Source organism: Flavobacterium sp. MFBS3-15, from assembly GCF_026107645.2.
Classification (GTDB): domain Bacteria; phylum Bacteroidota; class Bacteroidia; order Flavobacteriales; family Flavobacteriaceae; genus Flavobacterium.
On the sequence record NZ_JAPCHV010000001.1, the window covers coordinates 135969 to 160273 of the forward strand.

Here is a 24305-nt window from a genome sequence, read left to right on the forward strand (position 1 = left end):
GCTATCGGTTATCAAAAATGGTTTTCAGGTCTTTAAAATGCGATATGGCATGGTCGGCCTCTTCGGGTGGATGCATGCTGTTCTTATCGTACAGCACGGTTGGAATACCCAATGCCTTCGCAGCAGCAATTTCCGACTCCGGGTCGTCGCCTACCACCAGTACTTCTTCAGGTTGGTAGTTGTGGCGCGCCAGTATGCCGGCAAAAACTTCCTTCTTGCTGGTTTTCGTTGGGTCTACTACATGGATTTCCTCAAAATCTCCCGCAATGCCCATCTGCTTTATCTTGCTGTGCTGCATTTTGGCGAATCCGGTAGTTACCAGGTAACGTGCGGCAGGGATGTTTTTTATCTCGGCGTAATCCTCAAAGGTATCTATGGCTTCACCATATTCCAGTTCTTCCTGGAGCGCGATGCCACTTGCAGTTAGCGCATCGCTAAAATTGTTGCGTTGCGCCACCAGGCGAAATGGCGTTCGCATAATGGCTTTCTTAATGTCATCAATGGAGTCATTATGCTGCCCGCTTTCTGCGATCAGGTCAAACAGTGGCCCGAACAGTTTGTCGCCAATGGCGCTTACAGGATAAACGGTATTGTCAAGGTCGTATATGATTGCTTTTATGGGCATGGATAAGTTTATTTGTTGATGCGTTTATCCGATTATCCGGTATTGCAGCGAAAGGTATTGGCTTTCTGACAAAGGTATCAACAAATAAACAAATCAACGTATCAATAAATTGTCAAATCAACGTTATTCGAAAGACTGCATCATCACCAGCTTCTTATAGGTCCCATCATGATTAATGAGTTCATCGTGCGTACCTTGCTCCACGATGCGGCCCTTTTGCATTACCACAATCTTATCGGCTTTTTGTATGGTCGAAAGCCTGTGCGCGATCACGACAGATGTACGGTTTTGCATCATGTTTTCCAGTGCCTGCTGTACCAGCCTTTCGCTTTCGGTGTCGAGTGCGGAGGTGGCTTCGTCAAGTATCATGATCGGCGGGTTTTTCAATACGGCACGTGCAATGCTGAGGCGCTGCTTCTGCCCGCCCGAAAGCTTGTTTCCGCTGTCGCCGATGTTGGTATTGATGCCTTCCGGGAGGTCTTTTACGAACTCGTAAGCGTTGGCAATTTTCAGGGCATCCATGATTTCCTCATCCGAAGCATTGGGCTTGCCCAGCGAAACGTTGTTTCGAATAGTATCGTTGAACAATATGCTGTCCTGCGTTACCAGGCCGATCATGCTGCGCAATGAATGCACCTTGTAGTCGCGTATATCGACACCATCTATCTTTATGCTGCCTTCCTGCACGTCGTAAAAGCGCGTAAGCAGGTTGGCTATCGTACTCTTTCCGCTGCCCGACTGGCCCACGAGCGCTACAGTCTGCCCTTTAGGTACGGTAAGCGAGAAGTCTTTCAGTACATTCTCCTCCTCATATCGGAAGTTGATATTTTCGATAGAAATGCCTTTTTCGAATGATGTGCTTTCGAGTGCATTCGGTTTGTCGTGTATCTCAACATCGGTTTCAAGGAGTTCTACAATCCTTTCCGCCGAGGCACTGCCGCGCTTAAGGCTGTAGCTTGCCTTGGATATGTCTTTGGCCGGGGTCAGGATGTTGTAGGCCAAAAGGATGTAGCCCAAAAAGAATCCTGCCTCCATGGTCCTGTCCTCAAAAACGAGGTAGCCTCCATATACAAGCAAAACACCGATAACAATTATACCCAACAGTTCGCTGAGAGGGGAGGCCAGGTTTTGCCTGTTCGATACAGAATTGGAAAAGCCAAAAAGCCTTTTGTTGATGTTGGCAAACTTTTCCCTGAAAATGCCCTCGCCGGTAAATGACTTGATCACTTTGAGACCGCCAACAGTTTCTTCAAGGGTAGCTAATATCTGCCCTTGCTGTTGCTGTACGCGCATCGATTTCTTCTTCAGCGACTTGCCTACTTTTGAAATGATGAAGCCCGCAATAGGCAGGAATATGAATACGAACAAAGTTAGCTGATAGCTGAATATAGCCATCGATACAAGCGTAAACAATATGGTCAGTGGCTCTTTCACGATCATTTCCATGTAGTTCATGAAAGAGTTGCTCAATTCATTCACGTCGGTAGTCATTTTAGCGATTACGTCACCCTTTGTCGTTTTCGAATAATAACTCAGGGGGAGTCGGGTTATCTTGCCATAGAGTTCCGTGCGTATGTCCTTGACCATCCCGTTGCGCAGGTGGGTAATGAAATACAGCGCCATGTAGTTGCAAAAGTTCTTGAGCAGGAAAATCACGATGATAAGCCCGATGATAAACATCAGCACCGTAAATTCGCCATGCCTGTCAATCTGGTTAACAAGCTGGTAATTCAGTGAGTCCTCAAGGTAGCTTTTTATATGCTTAAAATCCTCGTATACCGGCTTAGGCACCTCCTTCTTATCATCAAAAATAACTTTCAGTACCGGTATGACAGCAATAAGCGAAAGAGTGCTGAACAGCGCATATAGTACATTAAAGAAAATATTAAGGTATATCTGCTTTTTGTACGGCTTTGCAAAAGGATAGATTTTCTTGTAGTAGCTCATTCTCTTACCTGAGGTTCATTTCCTCTACAATGTTCTGTATCTTCTTGTCCAACGATGCTTCAATGGTTTTGAAATTTTTTACATCGTCAAGCGGCTCATTTACACTGAAATAGAATTTGATTTTCGGCTCTGTTCCGCTTGGGCGCGCGCATATCTTAGTACCGTCTTCAAGGTAATAGATAAGCACGTCGCTCTTAGGCAGGGTAAGCGCTTCCTCCTCGCCCGAAAGCAGGTTCTTTGCAGTAGAAGCTTTATAATCTTCCACCATGATCACACGCTGGCCGTTGATTTCGCTAAGCGGCTTTTCGCGCATCTGGATCATCATGTTATTGATTTCTGCAGCGCCATCCTTGCCTTTTTTGGTAAGTGAAATGAGATATTCCTTATAGAAACCAAAATCCACAAACAATTTCAGCAACTCCTGGTACAGCGAGCTGGCGTTGGCCTTTGCCTGGGCTGCGATTTCGCATAACAGCAGGGTAGAAGCCACAGCGTCTTTATCGCGCACGGCGTCGCCTACCATGAACCCAAAGCTCTCTTCGCCACCGCCGATGAATTCCTGTTCAGGGAAATCTTTTATCATCTTGGCAATCCATTTAAAGCCGGTGAGGCCCACTTTGCATTCCACGCCATAAGCCGTAGCCAGTTCCATCATCATTGGAGTGGAAACGATGGTCGAGCCAATGAATTGCTTTCCGTTGATTTTTCCTTGTTTTTTCCATTGTTCCAATAGGAAATGCGTCATCAGCACCATAGTCTGGTTGCCGTTCAGCAGGGTCATGATGCCGTTGCCGTTACGTACTGCCACACCCAGGCGGTCGCTGTCCGGGTCGGTACCCACCACGATGTCCGCGTCAACCTCGTCGGCTAGCGCTATGGCCATGGCCAATGCTTCCGGCTCTTCGGGATTGGGCGATTTTACGGTTGGGAAATTCCCGTCCGGCTTGGCCTGCTCTGCCACGATATGCACATTGCTGTACCCGGCATCCTCAAGCAGGTCGGGTATCGACTTTACCGATGTGCCGTGAAGCGGGGTATACACAATCTTCAGCGCGTCTTTGGCTTCCTGCGGCGTGTTGAACGATGAATTTACCAACGACGAGCGCAGGAATGCCTTGTCTACGGCTTCTCCTATATACTCTATCAATGATTCGTCAGCATTGAAGTTGATTTGGCCATATTCCAGCGCCTCAATGACTGCAATCAGTTCTTTATCCTGTGGCGGCACCAATTGCCCGCCGTCCTGCCAGTATACTTTATAGCCGTTGTATTCCGGTGGGTTATGCGATGCCGTAAGCACGATGCCCGCGTGGCAATCCAGATGCTTGACTGCAAAAGATAGCTCCGGGGTAGGGCGCAGCTCCTCAAAAAGGAATACCCTGATGCCGTTGGCAGAGAATACATCGGCAACTACTTTGGCCAGAGTATCGCTGTTGTGACGGCAGTCGTAGGCGATGGCTACTTTCAGCTCCTCGCCGGGGAAGGACGTTTTCAGGTAGTCCGATAGGCCCTGTGTTGCCTTCCCAAGGGTATATTTATTGATGCGGTTGGTGCCGGGCCCCATAACGCCCCTCATGCCGCCCGTACCGAATTCAAGGTTTTTATAAAAGCTGTCCTCAAGCTCTTTTGGCGAAGAGGCCATCATTTCGTGCAATGAAGCTTGTGTTTCACTGTCAAAAACGGGCGTAAGCCATACATTTACTTTGTCAAGTATTGATTTGTCGATTTCCATCGTAACTATATTTTATAGTATAAATTTTGTTATTATTTGCTAAACGGCAAAATTATGCAGTTATAAAGTTTCGCTAATTTTATAGCGTTCCTCATTATTGCGGGTGCGTAGAATGATCTCGCCCAAAAATCCCGCCAGGAAAAGCTGTGTACCGATGATCATCGTGGTCAGCGCTATGTAAAACCATGGGTTGTCGGTAACCAGTATCGCTTTCTCGTGATGGTACAGGTGTATGAGCTTGGAAGCGCCGATATATACTGCCGAAGCGAGCCCTATCAGGAACATCAATACCCCAAGCGCACCGAAAAGGTGCATGGGCCGCTTACCGAAACGCGACAGGAACCAGATGGTAATAAGGTCAAGGAACCCATTGATGAAGCGTTCCATGCCAAATTTGGTTGAGCCGTATTTGCGTGCCTGATGCATTACCACCTTTTCGCCAATGCGTGAAAAGCCTGCATTCTTGGCAAGCACCGGTATGTAGCGGTGCATTTCGCCTGAAACCTCTATGTTCTTTACGACTACGTTACGATACGCCTTAAGCCCGCAATTGAAGTCGTTGAGCTTTACGCCCGAAGTCTTCCTGGCCGCCCAGTTAAATAGCTTGGAAGGCATATTCTTGGAAAGGATGGAATCGTAGCGCTTTTTCTTCCAGCCGGAAACAAGATCGTAACCCTGTGCGGTAACCATGTTATACAGTTCCGGTATTTCGTCGGGGCTGTCCTGCAGGTCGGCATCCATGGTTATGATTACATCGCCCTGTGCTTTTGCAAATCCGGCATGCAGCGCCTGCGACTTCCCGTAATTCCTTTGGAAACGGATGCCTTTTACATTTGCATTGGCGGCAGAAAGCTGCTGTATGATGTGCCAGGACGCATCGGTGCTGCCATCGTCGATGAAGATGACTTCATAGCTGAAATTGTTTTCGGCCATGACCTTTACGATCCACTGGTGCAATTCGTTGAGCGATTCCTCTTCGTTGAGGAGGGGGATAACTATGGATAGATTCATTTATTGCTGAAAAGCTCCTTGATTTTCTTTTTTAATGATAGCACCAATGATTAGTGAATAGATCACTCCAAGGAACGTGTATAGTAATATGCTGATTGGTGCGGATACATAGGGGCTCATGAATGTTTTTGCCATTTTTAGGCCCATTTCCATTTGCTCCGACGTCATCTCAGGATTTTGCTTAACCATCGCCACCTTCATCTTTTCGAACATTTCATCCTGGAATTCAGGGAGTACAATATTAAATATGATATAGAACAGACCGTATATAAGCCCACCCAGCGCCATGGTTCCTGCACCTGTTTTTACGCACTGTCCAAAGGAGATGTAGCCGCCATTAAGTTTTTTGTAGGCAATGCACGCCAGCAGGACAAACATAATAGGAAAAATGAGGAAATTCAGGGAATTGGTAAGAGCACCTACCCATTGGTGTTCGGAAGGGTCAAGATCAAGGGCATACAAAATTACCAGTTCAAGAATCAAGGCAATGCCGAAAACAACACCGTAAGTAAGCATTGCTTTTGAGGGAGAGGTATTTTCTTTCATAATTTGGTTGTTTTAAGGTACAAATATACTAATTCCGACAGTATCAGTCGCAAAAAAATACGTTGCGTTACACTGAAAAAAAGAAGTATACCGCTTTGATTATTAAAAAATAGTTGTACTTTTGCGCTCTCAAATAAAAAGTGTTTAAACAAAAAGCTGTGAGCCGTTTACACCTTCCGCATCGGGAAGCTTCGGAACAGGCAGCAGCCAAACAATAAAAATTTATCAAGATGAAAAAAGGTATTCACCCGGAAAATTACAGGCTGGTAGCATTCAAAGACATGTCGAACGACGAAGTTTTTATCACAAAGTCTACAGCTGACACAAAAGAAACAATCATACACGAAGGAGTTGAATATCCGGTAGTGAAAATGGAGATATCAAGGACTTCACACCCATTCTACACTGGTAAATCAAAACTTATCGATACTGCAGGACGTATCGACAAGTTCAAAAACAAATACGCCAAGTTCCAAAAGTAATCTTTGGACAACGCAATACAGAAGCCTTCCGGAAACGGAGGGCTTTTTTGTTATTAGTTATAAAGTCGAAAGTTGTAAAGTCATAAAGTATTGGGGCACACTCTTGAGCCATTCTTTACTATGCACTTTGAAACTTTTTAACTTTTGACTTTAGGACTTTACGACTTTGAAGCGACTTTACAACTTGATAACTTTGCCACTTTGAAACTTTCGCCTATTTTCGTATCCTAAACCTGCAAACAAATGAACTATATCCTTTTTGACGGCCCTGTACGCAACCAACTGTTGCCGTTTACCTTTACCAGGCCTGTGGCCGATATCCGTGTGGGCATACTTACCATCCGCGAAAAATGGGAGAAACACCTTGGCTACACGACCACAACGCTGACCGAGGAATATCTTATGGATAAATTCCCGATGGTAGAGATGGAGGAAAATGTGATGATCAACGCTTCGTTCCTGCCCAATGAAGTGCTGTCTGAAATGGTATCGGCACTCGAAGCCAACCAGGCCATTTTCTGTGGGGAGGATGTAATAGCTTTTTATACTAAAGACACCCAGGACGAGGTCGATTTTGATACCTATGAGATCATAGAATATACTGAAAGCTGCCTGCGGATCGAAAACCCGTGGGACATTTTCGCAAAAAACGATGCCGCCATCCGTGAAGATTTTGAGCTGCTTACCGAAGGCCGCACTTCGCAGCCCATACCGTCAAGCGTAAACACCATAGCGCCCGAAAACATATTCATAGAGGAAGGTGCCAAACTGGAATTTGTTACCCTTAACGCTTCTACAGGCCCTATCTATATCGGGAAAAACTCTGAGATCATGGAGAATTCCGTTATCCGCGGGCCTTTTGCACTTTGCGAGGAGGCGCAGGTAAAGCTGGCGACCAAAGTGTACGGCGCTACGACCGTAGGCCCGCACAGCAGGATAGGCGGGGAGGTAAGCAATTCGGTACTGTTCGGTTATTCCAATAAAGGGCATGACGGCTTCCTTGGCAACTCAGTGCTGGGCGAATGGTGCAACCTTGGCGCCGATACCAACAACTCCAACTTGAAGAACAACTACGAAGAAGTAAAGCTGTGGAACTATGAAAAGGGTGGCTTCGTGAAAACCGGCCTGCAATTTTGCGGACTTATGATGGGCGACCATAGCAAGAGCGGTATCAATACCATGTTCAATACCGGGACAGTGGTAGGGGTGAGCGCCAACATTTTCGGTAGCGGCTTCCCGCGCAATTTTGTGCCGAGCTTCTCCTGGGGCGGCGCTTCGGGCTTTAGCACCTATATAACCAAAAAAGCTTTTGAAACCGCAAAAATCGTAATGTCACGCCGCCACGTGGAATTCACCGAACAGGATGCTGCCATACTGGAGCACGTATTCGAGGAGACCAAAAAATGGAGGAAGGACGATTAATGTACCAATTGTTTAAATTTTTTAATGTAGCAATTGGCAAATCGTAAAAGAAAATCAGGGTCGGGAGGATTAGTGGCGTCACTATTCCTACTGGCTTTTGCAGTATATTTTGCTTTTTTCAGGAATGCGCCCACACCGGCACCACATCCGGAGCGGGTGCCCGCATCGGTACCTGAAAAAGCGCCCAAAGCCAAAAAGGCAAAAAAGAAAGCCCCTGCGCGTTACCTTACTGTCTTTGAAGGGAAAGTCACAGGCATTAAGGACGGCGATACCTTCGAAATATTATACGACAGCATTCCGGAACGTGTACGCCTTGCGGAAATCGACTGCCCTGAGAAATCGCAGGCATTCGGCAAAAATGCACGGCAGTATGCCTCCGACCTGTGTTTCGGGAAAACCGTTACTGTTACTTCCGACGGCAAACGTGACCGATATGGCAGGGTTGTAGGAACTATAACCACACAGGAGGGTATCAATGTAAATGAGGAGCTTGTGAAGGCGGGATTGGCCTGGCATTACAAACAGTACTCAAAAAGCAAAACCCTCGATGGCATTGAACAACAGGCCAGGGATAAAAAACTAGGCCTTTGGGCTGATAAAAATCCCGTTGCACCCTGGGAGTGGAGGAAAGCCAGGAGAAAGTAGGCAGTCACGGTATTCAGTCTCAGTCGATACTTTTCATTCTATCCAAGTAGAGCCGTTGCACTGCAACGGCTACTATAATTTTCATATGCGTCAGACGTAGCAATGCTACGTCTCTACCCGGGATGTAAGCGCCTCCAGCTCTTCATCAGGGGCAAACCTCAGCGCAAACAATTGTCCTTCAGAAAGTTTTTCTTCTAAAGGTTCCAGCCGCCTGCCGGTGACCACAAAGTAGCGGTAGCGCATTTCCCCAATGACAATGCGGTTCTGTAAGGTGAGTGCATAGTGCTGGCGCAGCATGAACGCTACCCATATTACTACAGCAGACAATCCCGCAAGAAACAGCCACAGCTGCCGTCCAGCTTCATCATTATAGGCACTATAAGCCGTAAATGACAGCATTCCAAGCATTAGCGGATAAAATATAAAATGGTGTGGCGGGTACCAACGGATGTGGTTTTTATAGGATTGTGACATTAGAATTGTTTTTTATAATATTGAAAATGATTAACTTATCCTTTTACCCTCTTTGCTTGCATTCAGCAGTCTTTCAAAGCGCGAGCGCTGCGTTTTTTCCTGTTTGGCCGAAACAATCAGGTGAATGACGGCTTTCCTGTAAGAGGGCGCTTGCTTCATGAAGAACTCCCATGCGCCTTTTTCGGCCCTGAATTCCTTCTCCATGGCAGCAGATAATTTTGCATTCTCCTTACGCTCGTGGGAATAGACTCTCGATTTACTCTCTGTACGTTTTTCAAAGGCAGCTAGGCCCGCAGGTTGTACAATGCCCTGCTTTTGCAGCTCCGCCATCTTGTTGATATTCACAGCGCTCCAAATGCTCGTTGGTTTGCGGGGCGTAAACCGTATGGTATAGCTCTCCGTACCCAGCGATTTGCGCACACCGTCGATCCAGCCGTAGCAAAGCGCCTGGTCTACCGACTCCGGCCAGGTCATGCTCGGCTTGCCCGAATTGGTTTTGTAGAAGCCAACCAGAAGTTCGGTTTCCTTTGCATGATTTTTGTCAAGCCAGGCTCTAAAATCATCCTGTTTAGGGAAAAAATGAGGTTCCATAGTATGAATTTAGGGTATACAAGATAGGAATTTACAGGATATGCGACAGGAATTATGAGTGCAGTAATGCAACAACCTGGGTGATGCTCTCCATCTCCCTGAAATTTTCATGCTCTATGGTATGGTCTATCTGCTCATGCGCCCAGGTGGTGTGGAACGGAATGTGGCATGCATGTCCCCCAATCTGCAGTACAGGCAGCACATCCGATTTGAGCGAGTTCCCTATCATCATGAACTCCGCCGGCTCTATCTCAAGCCGCCGCAGCATCTTGGCATAATCAACCTGCTGTTTGTCAGACATCACTTCAATGTGGTGAAAGTAATGCCCCAGGCCCGACTCGTGCAGCTTTTTGTGCTGGTCCTTCAGGTCGCCCTTGGTGGCAACAACCAGCTTGTATCTGCCATGCAGCGCCTTGAGGGTTTCCTCAACACCATCGATAAGCTCAATGGGCTTGTCGAGCATTTCCTTGCCAAATTCGAGTATCTTCTCAATGGCTTCGACGCTTACTGTCTTTTCGGAAATTTGCAGTGCCGCCTCGATCATGCTCAGGATGTAGGCCTTTATGCCGTATCCGTAAATACCGAGGTTGGCGATCTCAACCTTAAATAGCTCCTTGGCCACACTGTGTGCCGGAAGATAAGGCTCCATCAGTTGGTAGAATTTCTTTTCGGTTTCCTGGAAAAACGGCTCGTTTACCCACAGGGTATCGTCGGCGTCAAAAGCAATGACTTTAATCTTCATACTGTAAGTTTGTTCAAAAATACGGGTAATATACTATCCCGCCCTGCGGAATAGTGATTCATTTGGTAAACAGGGAATTTTCAGGATACTACCTGTGTAGCATGCGCCGCTATCACCTGCATGCCATCGCCGGCTTGTTTCCATACACGGGTAAACCTGAAAAAACCTACCTCTGTGTTGCCAAAAACCGACCCGCTTATCTCCAGCAGCACCGATACCACAGCGGTATCGCCCATGATCTTTATAACCTGCTCGCCGGCATTGATCTCAAAAATTTCCACATTGCCCGAACGATGCGCATCGAGGTCGTCGAACTTAGTGAACACCTGGCCGGTGTGCCCTGTAAAAATCAAATCTTCGGCAAGCAGTGCATCCAGCATAAGAATATTACTTTCTTTCATCGCGGTAATAAGACGCGTTTCAAAAACGGCAACCTGTTCGTGTGTCAACATGATTATCTTGGTTTTAGCATTTTAAAAAGATTAGGGTACTCTGTTACAAAGCCATCTGCATCAACGGCTATATCTGCTGTAAAACTGCCCCCGCCGTTTTCGAACCGATAGACATTTCCGGGCATCCGGGTATATTTCTGGCGGTCCTTTCGAATAACGTCTTCAAGGATGTCAAAATAGGCCAGGTCAAATTCGGCACTGTCGCCCTCACTAAGGTGCAGGGCATTGATGGGAAGCGAATTCGTAAGCGGGGTGAGTGAAATATCCAAAAAAAGGCAGCCCTGCAGTTCGGGGTATGCCTTGCCGGAATTGTCTGTCCAGTTGCCTGAACCGTCCCGTTGCAAATGCCGGGAATGCTGGTGGTCGCTTACATGAAAATCAACCTCAATGCGCACCGCCTCCCATTCGTTGGTAAGATGCAGCACATATTCTGCGTAAACAGCCTTATGCGCCGCCCAGCCCTCAATTTCGGATCGGATAACGATTTCTTCCCCAAGGAAATTGACCGAACAATGCTCCTCGGTATCATTGGCAAGCCCTTCCCAGACGATTGATTTTTGCATGGCTGATTTTTACTGCAATGTAGTAAATAAGAGTTTAAAATAAGTTTAACACCCTGTATTAAATATATACTAAATATGCCTGGGCGGGCTGGGTGATTTGTAACTTAGGCATACTTATTGGCTTTTGGAAAAAAAAGAGTAATAACCTAAATGCCTTTATTATGAAAACGATGAAATTTTTACTGCCGGTAATAGCGTTTATTACCTGCACACTATCACAGGCCCAGGTAAACATTAATGTAAATCTTGGCGCTCCGCCCGCCTGGGGCCCTGCGGGATATACCGAGGTGCGTTATTATTACCTGCCAGACATTTATACATATTATGACGTTGGTACACGCGAATACATCTACACACGCAACGGTGCGTGGGTACGCACCACCACCCTGCCTGTGGCCTACCGCCATTATGACCTGTATCGGGGGCACAAGGTAGTACTCACCGATTATCGCGGCACAACACCATACGTATACTACAAGACCCATAAAGTGAAATATCCGAAAGGATATAAAGCCGGGCCGCAAAAAACCATTGGCCTGCCACCGGGACAGGCGAAAAAGGCTGTCGTTGTGCATACACCTTCAGGGCACAAAGTAGTGGCGAAGGGTAAAGGCCACGGCAACGGAAAAGCCAAAGGAAAAGGGAAAAAACACTGATTGAAGGGGCATCGCTTATGTGGTGCCCTTTTTTCATCCCCGTGCTTTATTTCTTAAGCCATCTTATTGCAGCCATTACTGCGCTGTCTATTTGCAGATCGTTATAAGCCTCGACACCGGTTATCGTTTCATGGGGCGTTACAAATTCCGGCAGCGGTTTTTTGTTGCTGTCGCCAATATGATGCGTAGAAATGAGGAAGTAAGTCTGGTTGTTATTGAAAGTAAAGCTGAGGGTAGAGTTGGCAAAGCCGCCGGTATCCTGCCCAAAGAGCCTGGTATTTTTCCGCTGCCTGAAATTGGAGGCCACACCCTCTCCCGAACTGGCCGTACCGGGGCCTATAAGTACCGCAACTTTGGCATCCTTTAATGAAGGCATTTTATTTTTAATGAAAGCCTGGGTAACACCCTCCATTTGGAATTCACCATCAGCAATTCCGGAAAGTCCTGCGGCGTTACCGTCACGGTCAATATAACAGCTCATTATGCCATCGGGGAAAAACATGGCCAGCCCTGCCATCATGGGGCGTATGTTGCCACCCTCATTGCACCGCAGGTCAATGATCCATCCTTCCGGATTATTTTTTGCCATACCGGCGATGATGCCGTACAATCGGTTGGCATGATCCTCAATTTCTTCCTGTTTATTTACAGGCATGGCGGGTATGCTGACATAGGCCATGCCGCCGATCATGCGGTGAACGATACGCCAGCCGCGCAGCTGATTGGCTTTAAGGGAATCGGAATACCGTGCCAGCAGGTCGGTGTGTGGTATCTGGAATTTTTTGTTGCCGCTGTAATAGGCAGCATGCTTGTCGCCTGTCGCTTCAAAGGCCACAATCAGCGCATCAAAGGCATCTTCGGTAGTCCTGCTTCCGGCAGCCCTGGCATACACGTCCGCTTCCACCTTTTTCCAGTCGACCTTTTTGCCATACAGCGAATTTTGTTTCAGGATGGTGAGGGAACTGTCGATATGCACGCGTACGGAATCAGGCAGCTTTGATGTTTGGGCTGTGCATGCAAAACATAACATTCCGGCAAAAAACAATAGTAAGAAGCGGCTGAGCATGGTGTGGTTTTTTAACAAATATAAATAACTGCCTGATTTAAAAAAAGAAACCGCACAATTACAAAATTATGCGGTTCGGATATTTTCGTGAATCCTTGTACTTGAGAAATATAGAAAGCCAAAAAATATTTGAGAACCGAAATTAATTCCCTAACGGGAAAACTAATCATCATATACTGATTCCGGTTCTACCGAAATTTAATCCCTCCGGGATAATTGATATACCATTATTTCCCGTTAGGGAATGTATTTTGGTAGCAAAGTTTGCCCGCCACACATTATTTTCCCGTAGGGAATTAATTTTTGGAGATATACCTTTAAGGATAGCTTTTGGGAGGGGCCTTGCCTCACCTCGTTTGCAAATACCCTATTTTCCGTCCGTTTGCGCTCACTAACGCGCCGCCGGTACCTATGTAAATATTATCCGGGGATGCCTTGTCGTCGAGCATGAGCCTGTAACCCGGCCTGTCCGATTTTTCGAGGCTGGCAATGAGGTATACCTTGTCGTTGGCCACCTGCACCAGGTTGCCTTTGCGGGTAAGGTAATACCTGCCATAAGGGTTGGCGTCGAAATGCGCATCCGAAACCACATTCTTATTGGACGATGCGCTTGCATCGATGTCCTGCTGTCGCGAAGGCTGCGGCTTAACGGACCGGCCGGCCGCTGAAGCGACAGGTTTTTGAGTGGTAACAGGACGTTGCGCAACAAGCGGCCGCTGTGTGGCAGCAGGCTTTTTAACCGAAGGTGCTTTACGCGCGGCTACGGGCTGTTTTACTGATTCGGGCTTATGGGTACTTTCAGCCACCGTGGCAGTGCTTCCTGCTTCTGCGGCACTTTTCCAACCTGTGGCAATGTAGGCCAGGCGGTCGTTCTTGGCGGGGTGCGTATGTGAGCCTTTCATCGAGGCGATGAGCGCCATTGCCGATTGCGCCTCCTCCAATGTTGCGCCCATTTTACGCAGCACAAAGCCGGAAAACTCATCGGCCTCCAGTTCGGTTTGGGGGCGGCTGCCAACCTTGTCCAGCGTATGCCCATTGAGGTGGTGGCCTATCTCGTGCGCGAGTATGCTGATGGCGGCCCACTTGTTACCCGTAGCCGAGTTGATCCTGTCCATGAAGCCGGGGTTATATAATATATACCTTTTGCTCTTCAGGATAACCGCCGCGGCATTGGGCACATTGGCGGCACGCAGCTCAAAATTGGATTTGAGGCCTATGACCGACATGATGTCCTTCACCACTTTTTCGGCGGTCTTTCCGGCTTCATAGGCGGTGATGTCGCCCGAAATGGTTTCGCCATAATAGCTGCACATGGCGGTGTATCTGGCCGAACCGAAAGTTTTTTGAGCCATTGCAGGCACCATGCAGCACAACGCTGCAATCAGGGTACAGGTTTTTATGCTAATCGTTTTCATGTAAGAGGGATAATGCTGATTCTTACTCCTCTAACGCAAAACGTTTGCCAAAAAGTGTAGTGCAAGGATCCTGAACTATGTTAAATCAGTTAGTTGTCAGAATATAAAAGAATTTTAAGCAGAGTCAATATAAGAACCAATATTCCAACGAATAAAATTATCTTGCCGTGCATCCTGTCTTTATCACTATACATCGGCACTACCTGTCCATTAGGTAATGTTTTTTTGGAGGTCCACAATACATATCCGGTGATGACGCCAAAAAAGCCTCCCGCCAAAGCCAGGCCATACCCACGCCAAACCCAACTGCTTTGATCTGTTTCAGGTTTTGCCAAATCCTCCATGCGCTTTTGTCGCAGGTGTTGTATTTCCGCTTCATCAACCGGTTTTCCCCGCCCGGCCAGTAACCTCCGCGCCAGCACATAGTCAAATTCATTCCACTCGTCGTGTTTCAGCACCACTTCATACAATTCCTCATCGGTAAACGACAGCAGGTAATAATCTTCCGGCAGGCTGCCTATCATGCTTTCGGCATAGCTTTCGAGCAGTTGGTCGGCGGCTTCAAATTGTTCAGGTTTCAATTGCACTTCATATTCTTTACCATAATCGCCGGTCATGGCACTCCCTATTCCGGGTGAGGTGTCGGCAAAAAGGGATTCTATGCCGTTTTCGATCAAAAAATGCTGGAGTGCCATTGCTTCACGGGCATCGGGGAATTTTTTATAGGTGACGTATTGGGATTGCATGGTTGTCATTTATGAATCCAAATATATAAAATCTGCTTCTTTTGCAATACTTTTGGAGTTACAGTATCTATATATTTAATATCGACAATGAAACAAATCACCGTACTCCTACTTCTGTTATCCAATATGCTGGCCGCGCAAAATTTTGAAAAGGCGTATCGCGGAATGTGGGCCGAATCGATTTGGAAATATTACTTTTTTAAAGATGGAAAATTCAGTATGGCGACTGAAGGCCATGTTGGTGAAATTGATGTTCAGGGGAGTTATTCAAAAGAGGATGATACTCTTTATGTACGAATAGAAACTACAAGCAGACTAAAATTTTATTTGGATATCGATGGTAAGCTGATCGATACAAAATTACTCTACGAATATTCGGAAATACCTGTACCGGATACCGTAACCGGTTTATGCACTGTTAAGAGAAAAATCCAACGGGTTGTAATCTCTGACAGTCATGGTATTGCCAGGGAGACTTTAAGCTATTACGGTCCCGATGATAGTGATCCTCACAAAATCAGGAAGCAACTCTATTACTTTTTTCGCTACGCCAAATTATTACCAGGTGCAGCAGAAAAAATATATCCCGCCTCTCATCTTAAAACTCATAAAACTCCTAAAGTGGAATATGACAAAGCAGACAGGGTACAATCATACTCTTTTTTCCAAGACAGGGGTCAAAATGTTGTCCTGCAACGCATGTATCAATTTAATTATGCTGAAGAAACAGGATATAAGTTTACATCCATTACTGACATGCCCTGGCGATTCGAGACAATCAAATACACTTTTAAATATGACATCAACGACAATCTTGATAAAATTATCGAAACCGGGGAAGACGGAGCGATTATAAGGACTTTTAAATTCTTTTAATTCCAACAAAATAATCCACTTAAAATGAGTCACTTAAAATAATTCGCCGTAACTTTATGCTATAAATAAGTAATATCATGAAACATATATTACTAATTTTAGCGTCACTACTACTTCCACTCTCACTTTACAGCCAGGGCGACAGCATTTATTTTTCCAATGCGATCAAAATAAATTTTAAAAAATACAAAGATGCCAGTGCCCGCGCCTATCGCAAAGGCGACATGGAGAAAGGCAAATTCCTTTTTGATTCATTGGTGAAGCACCGCTTAGAGGGTACTACTTTTGACGATTATACCTTTAAGAAATTCAGGGGCGGCAAGCTAAAGCTGGCCGAAGTTGACAAGCCTGTTGTAATTATAACCTATGCTGCCTGGTGTGTCCCGGCCCCCGGCGAGATACCTGCCATCAACAAGCTGGCACAGCAATATGGAAAAGACGTAAAGTTTGTGGTGCTTTTCTGGGACCGCAGGGAGAACATGAAAAAAACGGCCCGCAAGTTCGGCAGCCGCATCACGGTTTGCTACGCGCACGAGTCATATAAGAACGACGCTCCCATCATTGCGTCTATGAAGCATACGCTGGGCTTCCCTACTTCCTTTTACTTAGATGAGAACCTTAAAGTGGTCGACATCCGCCGGGACAGCAAGCCCGTCGGACCCAAAAAAACCTACTATAAAAAAGGCTATGCCCTTAATTACAATTCGGTGGTGGACGGCCTGGGGCAATTGCTCATGAACAGGCAGCTGGCAAAGGAAAGGCTGGCAGGAAATTAATTCACCGATGCTCTGTCATTTCGACGATAGGAGAAATCTCAAATCCTTATCTCAGAGATTTCTCCACTCCGCTACGCTGCGGTCGAAATGACAGGGAATCAAAATACTATTCACGTTCCAATTAAAAATTTGTGGAATTCGTGTAACCCTGCCTGCCGCAGGACAGGTTCGTGGCAAAAAATCAATACCCCTTCGTCGGGATTTCCATTATATAGGTTTTACCCGGCGCAACGGTCAGCTTGCGGTCGCGCAGCCATGGGTTGTGTATTTTTAAAACCTTGTAGTTAATGCCCTGCTCTTTGGCAAATACCGCCAGGTCGGGAATTGATGCGGTTACGGCAACAGGTTTTGTAGGGATCACGGGATACAGCTCTTCCTTCATCAGGTCGAAATTATACAGCGCAGGGTTTTGCATGATCTCTTTCAGGGCCAGTATGCGGAACACATAGCGTGAGGTTTCTTCCGTCAGCAGGAGGTCGTAGTAATTATCTACTCCCTGAAAGGTGATCTGTTTGTTCACGCCGCCAAAACCGCCGTTGTAGGAAGCCGCAGCCAGTGTCCACGACCCGAACTTTGCTTTGGCATCGAGCAGGTACTTACAGGCTGCCTCGGTCGACTTTTCAAGGTGGTAGCGTTCGTCCACAATGTCGTTTACCTCAAGGCCGCGCTCCTTGCCGGTTTCGGGCATGAACTGCCAGATGCCCCTTGCCCCCGCCGGTGATACCGCATTCACCAGGCCGCTTTCTATGACCGCAAGGTATTTGAAATCATCGGGCACGCCATATTTTTTAAGTATCGGCTCCATTACCGGGAATACGCGGTTGGCCCTTTTGATTATCAGTTGTGTGGTAGCATGCAGGTTGGCATTGGTAAGCAGTTCCCTGTCGAGCCTTTCGCGCACGTCGGCAATCTGCAACGGGGCCAGTTCGCCGGCAAAATCGATCTTATCCGGAAAAGGGAATTCCTTTTTCACTTCCGCCTTTTCGGTTTGTTTCTTTTCGGGCATCCCGTTGATAAGCAACCCGCTTATCAGTACTACTGAGGCTATAACGCCGGTTTTTTCGATCAGTTTCATAGTATATAGTCTTAGTGATTTCTTTTAATTTTATTTACCACATAGGTACATAGGTTTCATAGCCTTACAAGGTCAATATACGGACACATAGCAACTGAAGCTTTGCTTCAACTTTGTGTTCTTCAGCGCAAAAAAGTCCCATTTTAAAAGCTCCTCCAAATCTATGTACCTATGTGGTTTAATTTTTATTCAACGTAAATTTACAAAAACAGGGCCAATCATTGTGCCAAAATCAGCCGCGGCAGGTTTTCATTGAGCCACTTCGCCTTGTTGATGATCATGATGTGGGTGCCGCCTTTTACCGGAATGAAATCCTTTAGGTACTTGGGCGGGAACACCTCATCGGCATCGCCATGGATGTGGATGACACCTTTGGCAGGCTCGGTACAATTCCAGTTGATAATGGTTTTAAACGCCCAGTCAAGGTATTTCTTATCCCGCACAGACAGATATTTTTCATATAAGTTCAGGCGCCTCGTAATCATGTTGTTGCCCACTGCCAGCTTTGCCAGCCAGTCTACGCGCTGCATAAGGCCGGTAGGAAAAAAACGGTAGGCACGGGTCATTTTGGCAAAGCGCATCCGCCGGGGGAATTCGCCATTGCACTTCACGCTCGAAATGATGATGACTTTTCGGGCCTTTACCAACTTTGCCATTTCCTGCACCAATACGCCCCCAAACGACACCCCAACCAGCACGGGATTGTCGTGTTTTATGCCTTGCGCCATGCGTTTGGCATACGCTTCAATGGTTTCATCGCCATCAGGCAGGAACCATTCAAGGAAGAACATTTCAAATTGGTCTTCAGGCAGTTGTATGTTCTCAAAAATCTTAGTGCTGGCCGCAAGTCCGGGCATGAAATAAACGGGGATTTTCTCCATCGGGCATCATTTAACGTACGAATGGCATACGTAATCAAATTTTATTACGAAATTTGTATAAAATTAAAGCTTTTTACCCGAAACTTATTACATACGCTTTAATTTATCACTAAATTATGAGGTCAAGATTATTTCCGAAAAGCGGAAGGGGTACGGCCAACCATGGCTGGCTCCAGGCTAACTTTTCATTTTCGTTCGGTAATTACTACAATCCCGAAATGGTGCAGTTCGGCATGCTTCGTGTACTTAATGATGACACCATTGCGGCAGGCATGGGTTTTGGCACACACCCGCACGAAAACATGGAGATCATTACCATTCCGCTGGAGGGAGGCCTTACCCACCGCGACAGCATGGGCAACCAGGAAACGGTGCGCTTTGGCGAAGTGCAGGTAATGAGCGCCGGTACCGGCATACAGCACAGCGAAATGAACGCCAGCCAGACCGAGCGGGCCAAAACACTGCAGCTGTGGATCTTCCCCAATAAGGAGAATGTCACCCCACGCTACGGGCAAAAATCGTTTGACCTGGAAAGCCGCCGCAACAGCCTTGTAAACATCGTGTCACCTGAGGATAATAATGACGGTAATGCCCTTTGGATACAACAGGACGCATTCCTGCACCTCGGGCTTTTTGATGCAGGGCAGAATTTTTCGTATGACATTAAAATTCCGGGGAATGGGTTGTACCTTTTCCTGATAGAAGGTGAACTGGAAATTAACGGGCAGGCCGTAAATGAACGCGATGCATTTGGCGCGGTAGAATTCGACAGCCTGGAGATTGCCGTAAAAGCGCCTTCAAAAATACTTACCATTGAAGTACCAATGCAGTTTAAAGATTAGCTATGGAAATAAAAGACAATGAATTCTCAAGGCAGTTTGAAACTACGGTCGACGGCAAAATGCTGTCGGTGGAGTACTCCATCCAGGAGCGCAAACTGTTCCTTACAAAAGTGAACGTGCCCGAAGGCATCGAAGAAGAACCCAATGTAACCGAACTATTGAAGGAAATCATGGAAATCGCCGAGGAAAAAAGGCTGCGGGTCATGCCAACGCATCCCAAGGTTGCGGCATTTTTCCGGAAAAACCCACGGTATAAGGACATGCTCCCACCGGGTATCAGGCTATGACGGAAAATCCCAACTGCCCGCTATGTAACAGTACCGCCAGCCATTACCATACCCAGATTACCCGCGATTTTTTGCAATGCAGCAATTGCCGTTCGGTATTCCTGCACCCGAAAGACTACCTTTCGCCCGAAGCGGAAAAAGCACACTACCTGTGCCATAATAACGACCCTGAAGATATACGGTACCAAAATTTCGTGCGCCCGGTTGTTAATGCGGTAATAAGCGATTTTGGAACGGAACATAAAGGGCTCGATTTCGGTTCCGGTACGGGTTCGCCCATACTGAAATTACTTACCGACGATGGTTATGATGTGGTGCAGTACGACCTGTATTTCCATAACTACCCTGGGCTGCTCCGGGAAAGATATGACTACATTGCCTGTAGCGAAACTGCAGAACATTTTAAGGAACCGTATGAAGAATTTGAACAGCTGCGCAACCTGCTGAAGCCCGGCGGAAAGCTCTACATCATGACCGACCGCTTTGAGGAGACCCGCGACTTTGGCACCTGGTTCTACAAAACCGACCCTACCCATGTGTTCCTGTACCATGAAAAGGCATTTGAATGGATCAAAGAGGAATTTGGGTTTGGGGAATTACGGATCGAGGGAAGGGTTGTTGTGTTGGGAGTTAATTACTCAATTAATAATTAACATTATTTAAGATAGTACTTTATTGTTAATTAAAGGTTAAAAAAAAACACCTAAGTTTCTAAAAATAAAATAATTATATCTAATTTCACATTGCTTGCAAGACAGGAATATTGCGGAAAATCCTGAATAAATGAGTACGCATTAACAAATCAAACCAATTTTAAAATGAAATATTCTTTTTTGAAAGGATGTTCCTTTCTTGTGTTTGCTATTGTCGTTATGACAGGATGTTCAAGCGATGAATCAGTTAGGACAGATACTGACAACGCCTCTGCTATGCGTTCACGTGGGGAATCAGAATTTGAGGATTTATTCGACAATCTTTATCCAGGAGGATATACTGTGAGTGAAACACCTGTTGTAATAACTGACCGAGGGAGAACTTTTTATGCTTATCAGGTAAGGGTGGATGTTAACACCGAAGGATACATCCTTGAGGTTGGCGCTGAAAACTACTATTATGAAAATAGTAAGAGTGACAAAATAGTAACCGAATATAATGTTACTGCTACGGGTATTGCGAGAATGTCGCACGATATGTCTCATAATAATTACTATCTTAATCATGGACTCAATCCTACTTTGCCTTCAAATCCGGTTGCGACACCTGCAGGATTTTGGGGATGGGAAGTGACGCGATATGGAAACTGTAGTCCTCCTGATGCAAATGGAAATTCTTATGCCGGTGTTTACGCAACCCATTACATCTTTTGGATTGGCGGCACTGAAAAAGAAGTATTCATGACTTCTCCTGCAGGAAATATAGTGCATGCTTATGTAGAATGTACAGGAAATCCACTTACACCCGGCAGCTACACTGGTGAAATCATTACATTTTAATTAACTTTTACAATACGGCCATTATTATATGGCCGTATATTTTTTATCCATGAAAATAAAACATTTGCTTGGCGGCGCATTTTTTGCTACTATGTCGTTAAACAGCCAAACCATTGAAATACTTAACTATTCATCCAATGAGCCTGTCCATTTCGCTTCTGTAATATTTTACAAAGAAAACAAAACCGTTACAGGGGACTATGCGAATGAAAATGGTATATTAAATTTTCAATATCGGGATTTTGACTGTATCGAAATATCGTGTATTGGTTTTGAAACCAAAAAGTTTGATAAGAAGAATATAACGGAAAAACTGTATCTAAAGGAAACTGTGATACAACTTCCTGAGATTATAGTCAATGGTAAGGCGAGCGTCGAAATTGGATACATAAATAAAAAGAAAGTTAAATTAAAGCGTAATCTTTCGATTGGAAAATTTATACAAATAGCAGAATTTATTGAAAACCCATTTAAAGTCCCTGTACTCATAAAGTCTTTCTCCTTTAAATTAATTGAGGTAAGAGGACGGCCTATATATAGGCTGCACTTATACCGTAAGCATGAAACCGAAAATATTCCTGGAGAAGACATCCTTACTAAAGATCTTGTTTATTCATTAGATGAAGAGGCAAAAGGTCTGGTTGAACTAGATCTTGCTGAATATGGCGTTGAACTGCCACCAGATGGAATTTATATAGCCCTTGAAGGCTTGGGCAGCTATGATAAAAATGGTAATCCGGACGAAAATGGAGGATTCGATTTTGAAATGTTCCTAACCGATGAATACATCCATTTATATAAGTATGAATTTTTCGACGGTCCTGAAGGATGGATAAACAGGAACGAACAACTTAAAAAAGACGAAGAATTTATGGGTAGAAAAATATGGAAAAAGTCATTCATCGCCCCTTGCTTCGGTTTAAAAGTGCAGCAACCTTAATTAAGCTGACAACCCTTCAAAAACACTTTTGCTGCTTTCCGCAACAGGTTTTACGAATTCAATGCGCACCGCACCATCTTCGTCGATTTTAGTCAGTGTAACTTCGTGAAGCGTATTCACCAGTTCCGGATTCCATGGTGCTTTTACTTTTACGTAATTCTCCGTAAATCCGTGGATATACCCTTCCTTGTTCTCGCCTTCAAAAAGTGCCGTACGGGTAGTGCCTATCTGGCTTTCGTAAAACGCACGCCTTTTTTTAACCGATAATCCCCTCAGCATCTTGCTGCGCTTGGCACGAACGTTATTCGGCACTTCGCCCGGCATGGAAGCGGCAGGCGTATTATCCCTTTCAGAATACGTAAACACGTGCAGGTAGGATATTTCCAGTTCGTTCAGGAAATTGTAGGTCTCAAGGAAATGCTCGTCGGTCTCTCCCGGAAAGCCCACAATGACATCTACACCAATACAGGCGTGCGGCATCACCTCGCGTATTTTGTTGACACGCTCGGTATAGACTTCACGCAGGTAACGGCGGCGCATCAGCTTCAGGATGTCATTGCTGCCTGATTGCAGCGGTATGTGGAAATGCGGCACGAAAGTGCGGCTTTGCGAAACAAACTCGATGGTCTCGTTCCTGAGCAAGTTCGGTTCGATGGACGAAATACGCAGGCGCTCGATGCCCTCTACCTTGTCCAGTTCCTGCACCAGTTCATAAAAAGTATGCTCGTGCTTTTTGTTGCCGAACTCGCCCTTGCCATAGTCGCCTATGTTCACGCCCGTTAGTACGATCTCTTTAATATTTTGCTGCGAAATTTCCCTGGCATTCTTCAGAACATTCTCCAACGTATCGCTACGCGAAATGCCCCTGGCCAGCGGAATGGTACAGTAAGTGCACTTATAATCACAGCCGTCCTGCACTTTCAGGAACGCGCGGGTACGGTCGCCAATGGAGTAGCTGCCCACATAAAAGTCGGCTTCAGCAATCTCACAAGAGTGCACCTTGCCCATGTCGTTTTTGGAAAGATCGTTGATGTAATCGGTGATCTTGAATTTTTCGGTAGCCCCAAGAACCAGGTCAACGCCATCAACGGAGACAAGCTCTTCGGGCTTTAGCTGGGCATAGCAGCCTACGGCGGCAACAAAAGCCTTGTCGTTATTTTTTAGCGCTTTCTTTACGATCTGCTTGAACTGCTTGTCGGCATTTTCAGTCACCGAGCAGGTATTGATAACGTAGATGTCGGCGGTTTCCTCAAAATCAACGCGGTCGAAACCTTCGTCCTGGAAACTGCGAGCAATGGTGGATGTCTCCGAAAAATTCAGTTTGCACCCGAGCGTATAAAAAGCGACTTTTTTCTTTTGTTCCATGAGCATCAGCTATAAAGCTTTCCGAATAAGCCTGCAAATTTACGTACAATTTGCCAGTAAATAAAATGTACAATCATTATATTTGTAACTTAACACAAACGCTTTTATTTATGCAACCTGTTCAACTGCAAAAAGATAAACTGGAACTGATTGAGTGGATAACTCAATTGGAGGACAGTACCGTGATTGAAAAGTTAATAGCGATTATGGAAGAAGAAGTTAATTATGGTTATAAATTATCGGATGAACAGAAATTAATGCTTGAAGAAGGCGCAGCAAAATATGATTCGGGAGAAGAACGGGGCTATACCTGGGAAGAGATCAAAAATAATGCTGCTGAATTAAAAAAGCTCATTAATGAGAAAAAAGCATAAGTTCTTCTACTCATCCCATACGAACAGAAGCGTTATGAAGGCTTTTGATTACTATGAGTCCGTACAAAAAGATCTTGGAGATTATTTTATTCTTTCATTAGAAAAGTGCCTCGCATCAATAGATAATAATCCGGAAATTTTTAAGATTATTCATAAAAATTTCCGTCAGGCTAAAGTTCCAAAGTTTCCATACATTGTACTATATAGGATAATTGATACAGGAATAATTATTGACAACGTATTCAATACATATCGAAACCCAATCAAAAAAATCAGGTAAT

Annotated in this window: 29 protein-coding genes; 13 read left to right on the forward strand and 16 right to left on the reverse strand. The window is 45.7% G+C overall.

Annotated features, from left to right (window positions below; genetic code table 11):
• Nucleotide 1: 1 nt before the first annotated feature.
• The 5 genes from OGH69_RS00700 to OGH69_RS00720 all read right to left on the reverse strand — a co-directional run bounded on the left by OGH69_RS00700 (nt 2) and on the right by OGH69_RS00720 (nt 5861).
• Entirely contained in the window at nt 2-625 is a 624-nt protein-coding gene (locus OGH69_RS00700; RefSeq protein ID WP_265172508.1) for an HAD family hydrolase, read from the reverse strand.
• 123 nt (nt 626-748) lie between these two features.
• On the reverse strand, nt 749-2572 hold the full coding sequence (locus tag OGH69_RS00705) for an ABC transporter ATP-binding protein (protein ID WP_265172509.1): 1824 nt from the start codon (nt 2570-2572) through the stop codon (nt 749-751).
• A 4-nt stretch (nt 2573-2576) separates the two neighbouring features.
• Entirely contained in the window at nt 2577-4304 is a 1728-nt protein-coding gene (locus OGH69_RS00710) for a phospho-sugar mutase (protein WP_265172510.1), read from the reverse strand.
• 60 nt (nt 4305-4364) lie between these two features.
• Nucleotides 4365-5315, reverse strand: coding sequence for a glycosyltransferase family 2 protein (locus tag OGH69_RS00715; protein ID WP_265172511.1), 951 nt, complete (start codon nt 5313-5315; stop codon nt 4365-4367).
• A complete protein-coding gene (locus OGH69_RS00720; protein WP_265172512.1) occupies nt 5316-5861 on the reverse strand; it encodes a DUF4199 domain-containing protein in 546 nt (181 codons plus the stop codon). It abuts the gene before it with no gap.
• Nucleotides 5862-6091: 230 nt separating this feature from the next.
• Here OGH69_RS00720 and OGH69_RS00725 point away from each other — a divergent pair, with 230 nt between their 5' ends.
• The 3 genes from OGH69_RS00725 (at nt 6092) to OGH69_RS00735 (ending at nt 8410) form a co-directional block, all read left to right on the forward strand.
• Nucleotides 6092-6343, forward strand: coding sequence for a type B 50S ribosomal protein L31 (locus OGH69_RS00725; protein ID WP_108778043.1), 252 nt, complete (start codon nt 6092-6094; stop codon nt 6341-6343).
• 243 nt (nt 6344-6586) lie between these two features.
• Nucleotides 6587-7765, forward strand: coding sequence for a GlmU family protein (locus OGH69_RS00730; protein ID WP_265172513.1), 1179 nt, complete (start codon nt 6587-6589; stop codon nt 7763-7765).
• A gap of 33 nt (nt 7766-7798) precedes the next feature.
• Nucleotides 7799-8410 carry a thermonuclease family protein gene (locus OGH69_RS00735; RefSeq protein ID WP_265172514.1) on the forward strand — a complete coding sequence of 204 codons (612 nt, stop codon included), beginning with the start codon at nt 7799-7801 and terminating at the stop codon, nt 8408-8410.
• Between the two features lie 105 nt (nt 8411-8515).
• On the opposite strand, the gene OGH69_RS00740 is transcribed toward OGH69_RS00735, so the two are convergent.
• The 5 genes from OGH69_RS00740 to OGH69_RS00760 form a co-directional block, all read right to left on the reverse strand.
• Complete coding sequence (locus tag OGH69_RS00740) at nt 8516-8884, reverse strand: DUF6526 family protein (RefSeq protein WP_265172515.1); 369 nt, start codon at nt 8882-8884, stop codon at nt 8516-8518.
• Between the two features lie 30 nt (nt 8885-8914).
• The gene (locus OGH69_RS00745) at nt 8915-9475 is read right to left on the reverse strand and encodes a YdeI/OmpD-associated family protein (protein ID WP_265172516.1); all 561 of its coding nucleotides are present in this window, start codon (nt 9473-9475) and stop codon (nt 8915-8917) included.
• A gap of 52 nt (nt 9476-9527) precedes the next feature.
• The gene (locus OGH69_RS00750) at nt 9528-10217 is read right to left on the reverse strand and encodes an HAD family hydrolase (protein WP_265172517.1); all 690 of its coding nucleotides are present in this window, start codon (nt 10215-10217) and stop codon (nt 9528-9530) included.
• A gap of 80 nt (nt 10218-10297) precedes the next feature.
• Nucleotides 10298-10669, reverse strand: coding sequence for a nuclear transport factor 2 family protein (locus OGH69_RS00755; protein ID WP_265172518.1), 372 nt, complete (start codon nt 10667-10669; stop codon nt 10298-10300).
• 2 nt (nt 10670-10671) lie between these two features.
• Complete coding sequence (locus OGH69_RS00760) at nt 10672-11232, reverse strand: putative glycolipid-binding domain-containing protein (protein WP_265172519.1); 561 nt, start codon at nt 11230-11232, stop codon at nt 10672-10674.
• A 161-nt stretch (nt 11233-11393) separates the two neighbouring features.
• Between OGH69_RS00760 and OGH69_RS00765 the strand changes: the two genes are divergently transcribed.
• Nucleotides 11394-11888: a hypothetical protein gene (locus tag OGH69_RS00765; RefSeq protein WP_265172520.1), complete on the forward strand. Its 495-nt coding sequence runs from the start codon at nt 11394-11396 to the stop codon at nt 11886-11888.
• Nucleotides 11889-11934: 46 nt separating this feature from the next.
• Here OGH69_RS00765 and OGH69_RS00770 read toward each other — a convergent pair whose 3' ends face one another.
• From OGH69_RS00770 to OGH69_RS00780, 3 genes are all read right to left on the reverse strand, one after another.
• Complete coding sequence (locus OGH69_RS00770) at nt 11935-12954, reverse strand: S41 family peptidase (protein ID WP_265172521.1); 1020 nt, start codon at nt 12952-12954, stop codon at nt 11935-11937.
• 347 nt (nt 12955-13301) lie between these two features.
• Nucleotides 13302-14369, reverse strand: a complete 1068-nt coding sequence (locus tag OGH69_RS00775; RefSeq protein WP_265172522.1) for a M48 family metalloprotease — start codon at nt 14367-14369, stop codon at nt 13302-13304.
• 89 nt (nt 14370-14458) lie between these two features.
• A complete protein-coding gene (locus OGH69_RS00780) occupies nt 14459-15115 on the reverse strand; it encodes a hypothetical protein (protein ID WP_265172523.1) in 657 nt (218 codons plus the stop codon).
• An 87-nt stretch (nt 15116-15202) separates the two neighbouring features.
• On the opposite strand from OGH69_RS00780, the gene OGH69_RS00785 reads away from it, so the two are divergent.
• Entirely contained in the window at nt 15203-15991 is a 789-nt protein-coding gene (locus OGH69_RS00785; RefSeq protein ID WP_265172524.1) for a hypothetical protein, read from the forward strand.
• 77 nt (nt 15992-16068) lie between these two features.
• Nucleotides 16069-16767, forward strand: a complete 699-nt coding sequence (locus OGH69_RS00790) for a TlpA family protein disulfide reductase (RefSeq protein WP_265172525.1) — start codon at nt 16069-16071, stop codon at nt 16765-16767.
• 181 nt (nt 16768-16948) lie between these two features.
• Here the strand turns inward: OGH69_RS00790 and OGH69_RS00795 are convergent, their stop codons facing one another.
• Nucleotides 16949-17842 carry a lytic transglycosylase domain-containing protein gene (locus OGH69_RS00795; protein ID WP_265172526.1) on the reverse strand — a complete coding sequence of 298 codons (894 nt, stop codon included), beginning with the start codon at nt 17840-17842 and terminating at the stop codon, nt 16949-16951.
• A 218-nt stretch (nt 17843-18060) separates the two neighbouring features.
• Nucleotides 18061-18723 carry an alpha/beta fold hydrolase gene (locus OGH69_RS00800; RefSeq protein WP_265172527.1) on the reverse strand — a complete coding sequence of 221 codons (663 nt, stop codon included), beginning with the start codon at nt 18721-18723 and terminating at the stop codon, nt 18061-18063.
• Nucleotides 18724-18839: 116 nt separating this feature from the next.
• Between OGH69_RS00800 and OGH69_RS00805 the strand changes: the two genes are divergently transcribed.
• From OGH69_RS00805 to OGH69_RS00825, 5 genes are all read left to right on the forward strand, one after another.
• The gene (locus OGH69_RS00805; RefSeq protein WP_265172528.1) at nt 18840-19565 is read left to right on the forward strand and encodes a pirin family protein; all 726 of its coding nucleotides are present in this window, start codon (nt 18840-18842) and stop codon (nt 19563-19565) included.
• A gap of 2 nt (nt 19566-19567) precedes the next feature.
• Nucleotides 19568-19852 carry a GNAT family N-acetyltransferase gene (locus OGH69_RS00810; RefSeq protein ID WP_265172529.1) on the forward strand — a complete coding sequence of 95 codons (285 nt, stop codon included), beginning with the start codon at nt 19568-19570 and terminating at the stop codon, nt 19850-19852.
• Nucleotides 19849-20505: a class I SAM-dependent methyltransferase gene (locus tag OGH69_RS00815; RefSeq protein ID WP_265172530.1), complete on the forward strand. Its 657-nt coding sequence runs from the start codon at nt 19849-19851 to the stop codon at nt 20503-20505. The genes OGH69_RS00810 and OGH69_RS00815 overlap by 4 nt, the downstream gene beginning before the upstream one ends.
• A 165-nt stretch (nt 20506-20670) precedes the next feature.
• A complete protein-coding gene (locus OGH69_RS00820) occupies nt 20671-21345 on the forward strand; it encodes a hypothetical protein (RefSeq protein WP_265172531.1) in 675 nt (224 codons plus the stop codon).
• Between the two features lie 49 nt (nt 21346-21394).
• Nucleotides 21395-22285 carry a hypothetical protein gene (locus OGH69_RS00825; RefSeq protein ID WP_265172532.1) on the forward strand — a complete coding sequence of 297 codons (891 nt, stop codon included), beginning with the start codon at nt 21395-21397 and terminating at the stop codon, nt 22283-22285.
• Here the strand turns inward: OGH69_RS00825 and mtaB are convergent, their stop codons facing one another.
• Nucleotides 22286-23650 carry a tRNA (N(6)-L-threonylcarbamoyladenosine(37)-C(2))-methylthiotransferase MtaB gene (gene mtaB, locus OGH69_RS00830; protein ID WP_265172533.1) on the reverse strand — a complete coding sequence of 455 codons (1365 nt, stop codon included), beginning with the start codon at nt 23648-23650 and terminating at the stop codon, nt 22286-22288.
• 65 nt (nt 23651-23715) lie between these two features.
• Between mtaB and OGH69_RS00835 the strand changes: the two genes are divergently transcribed.
• Both OGH69_RS00835 and OGH69_RS00840 read left to right on the forward strand, forming a co-directional pair.
• Entirely contained in the window at nt 23716-24024 is a 309-nt protein-coding gene (locus tag OGH69_RS00835; protein ID WP_265172534.1) for a hypothetical protein, read from the forward strand.
• The gene (locus OGH69_RS00840; protein ID WP_265172535.1) at nt 24008-24304 is read left to right on the forward strand and encodes a type II toxin-antitoxin system RelE/ParE family toxin; all 297 of its coding nucleotides are present in this window, start codon (nt 24008-24010) and stop codon (nt 24302-24304) included. The genes OGH69_RS00835 and OGH69_RS00840 overlap by 17 nt, the downstream gene beginning before the upstream one ends.
• The last annotated feature ends 1 nt before the right edge of the window (nt 24305 follow it).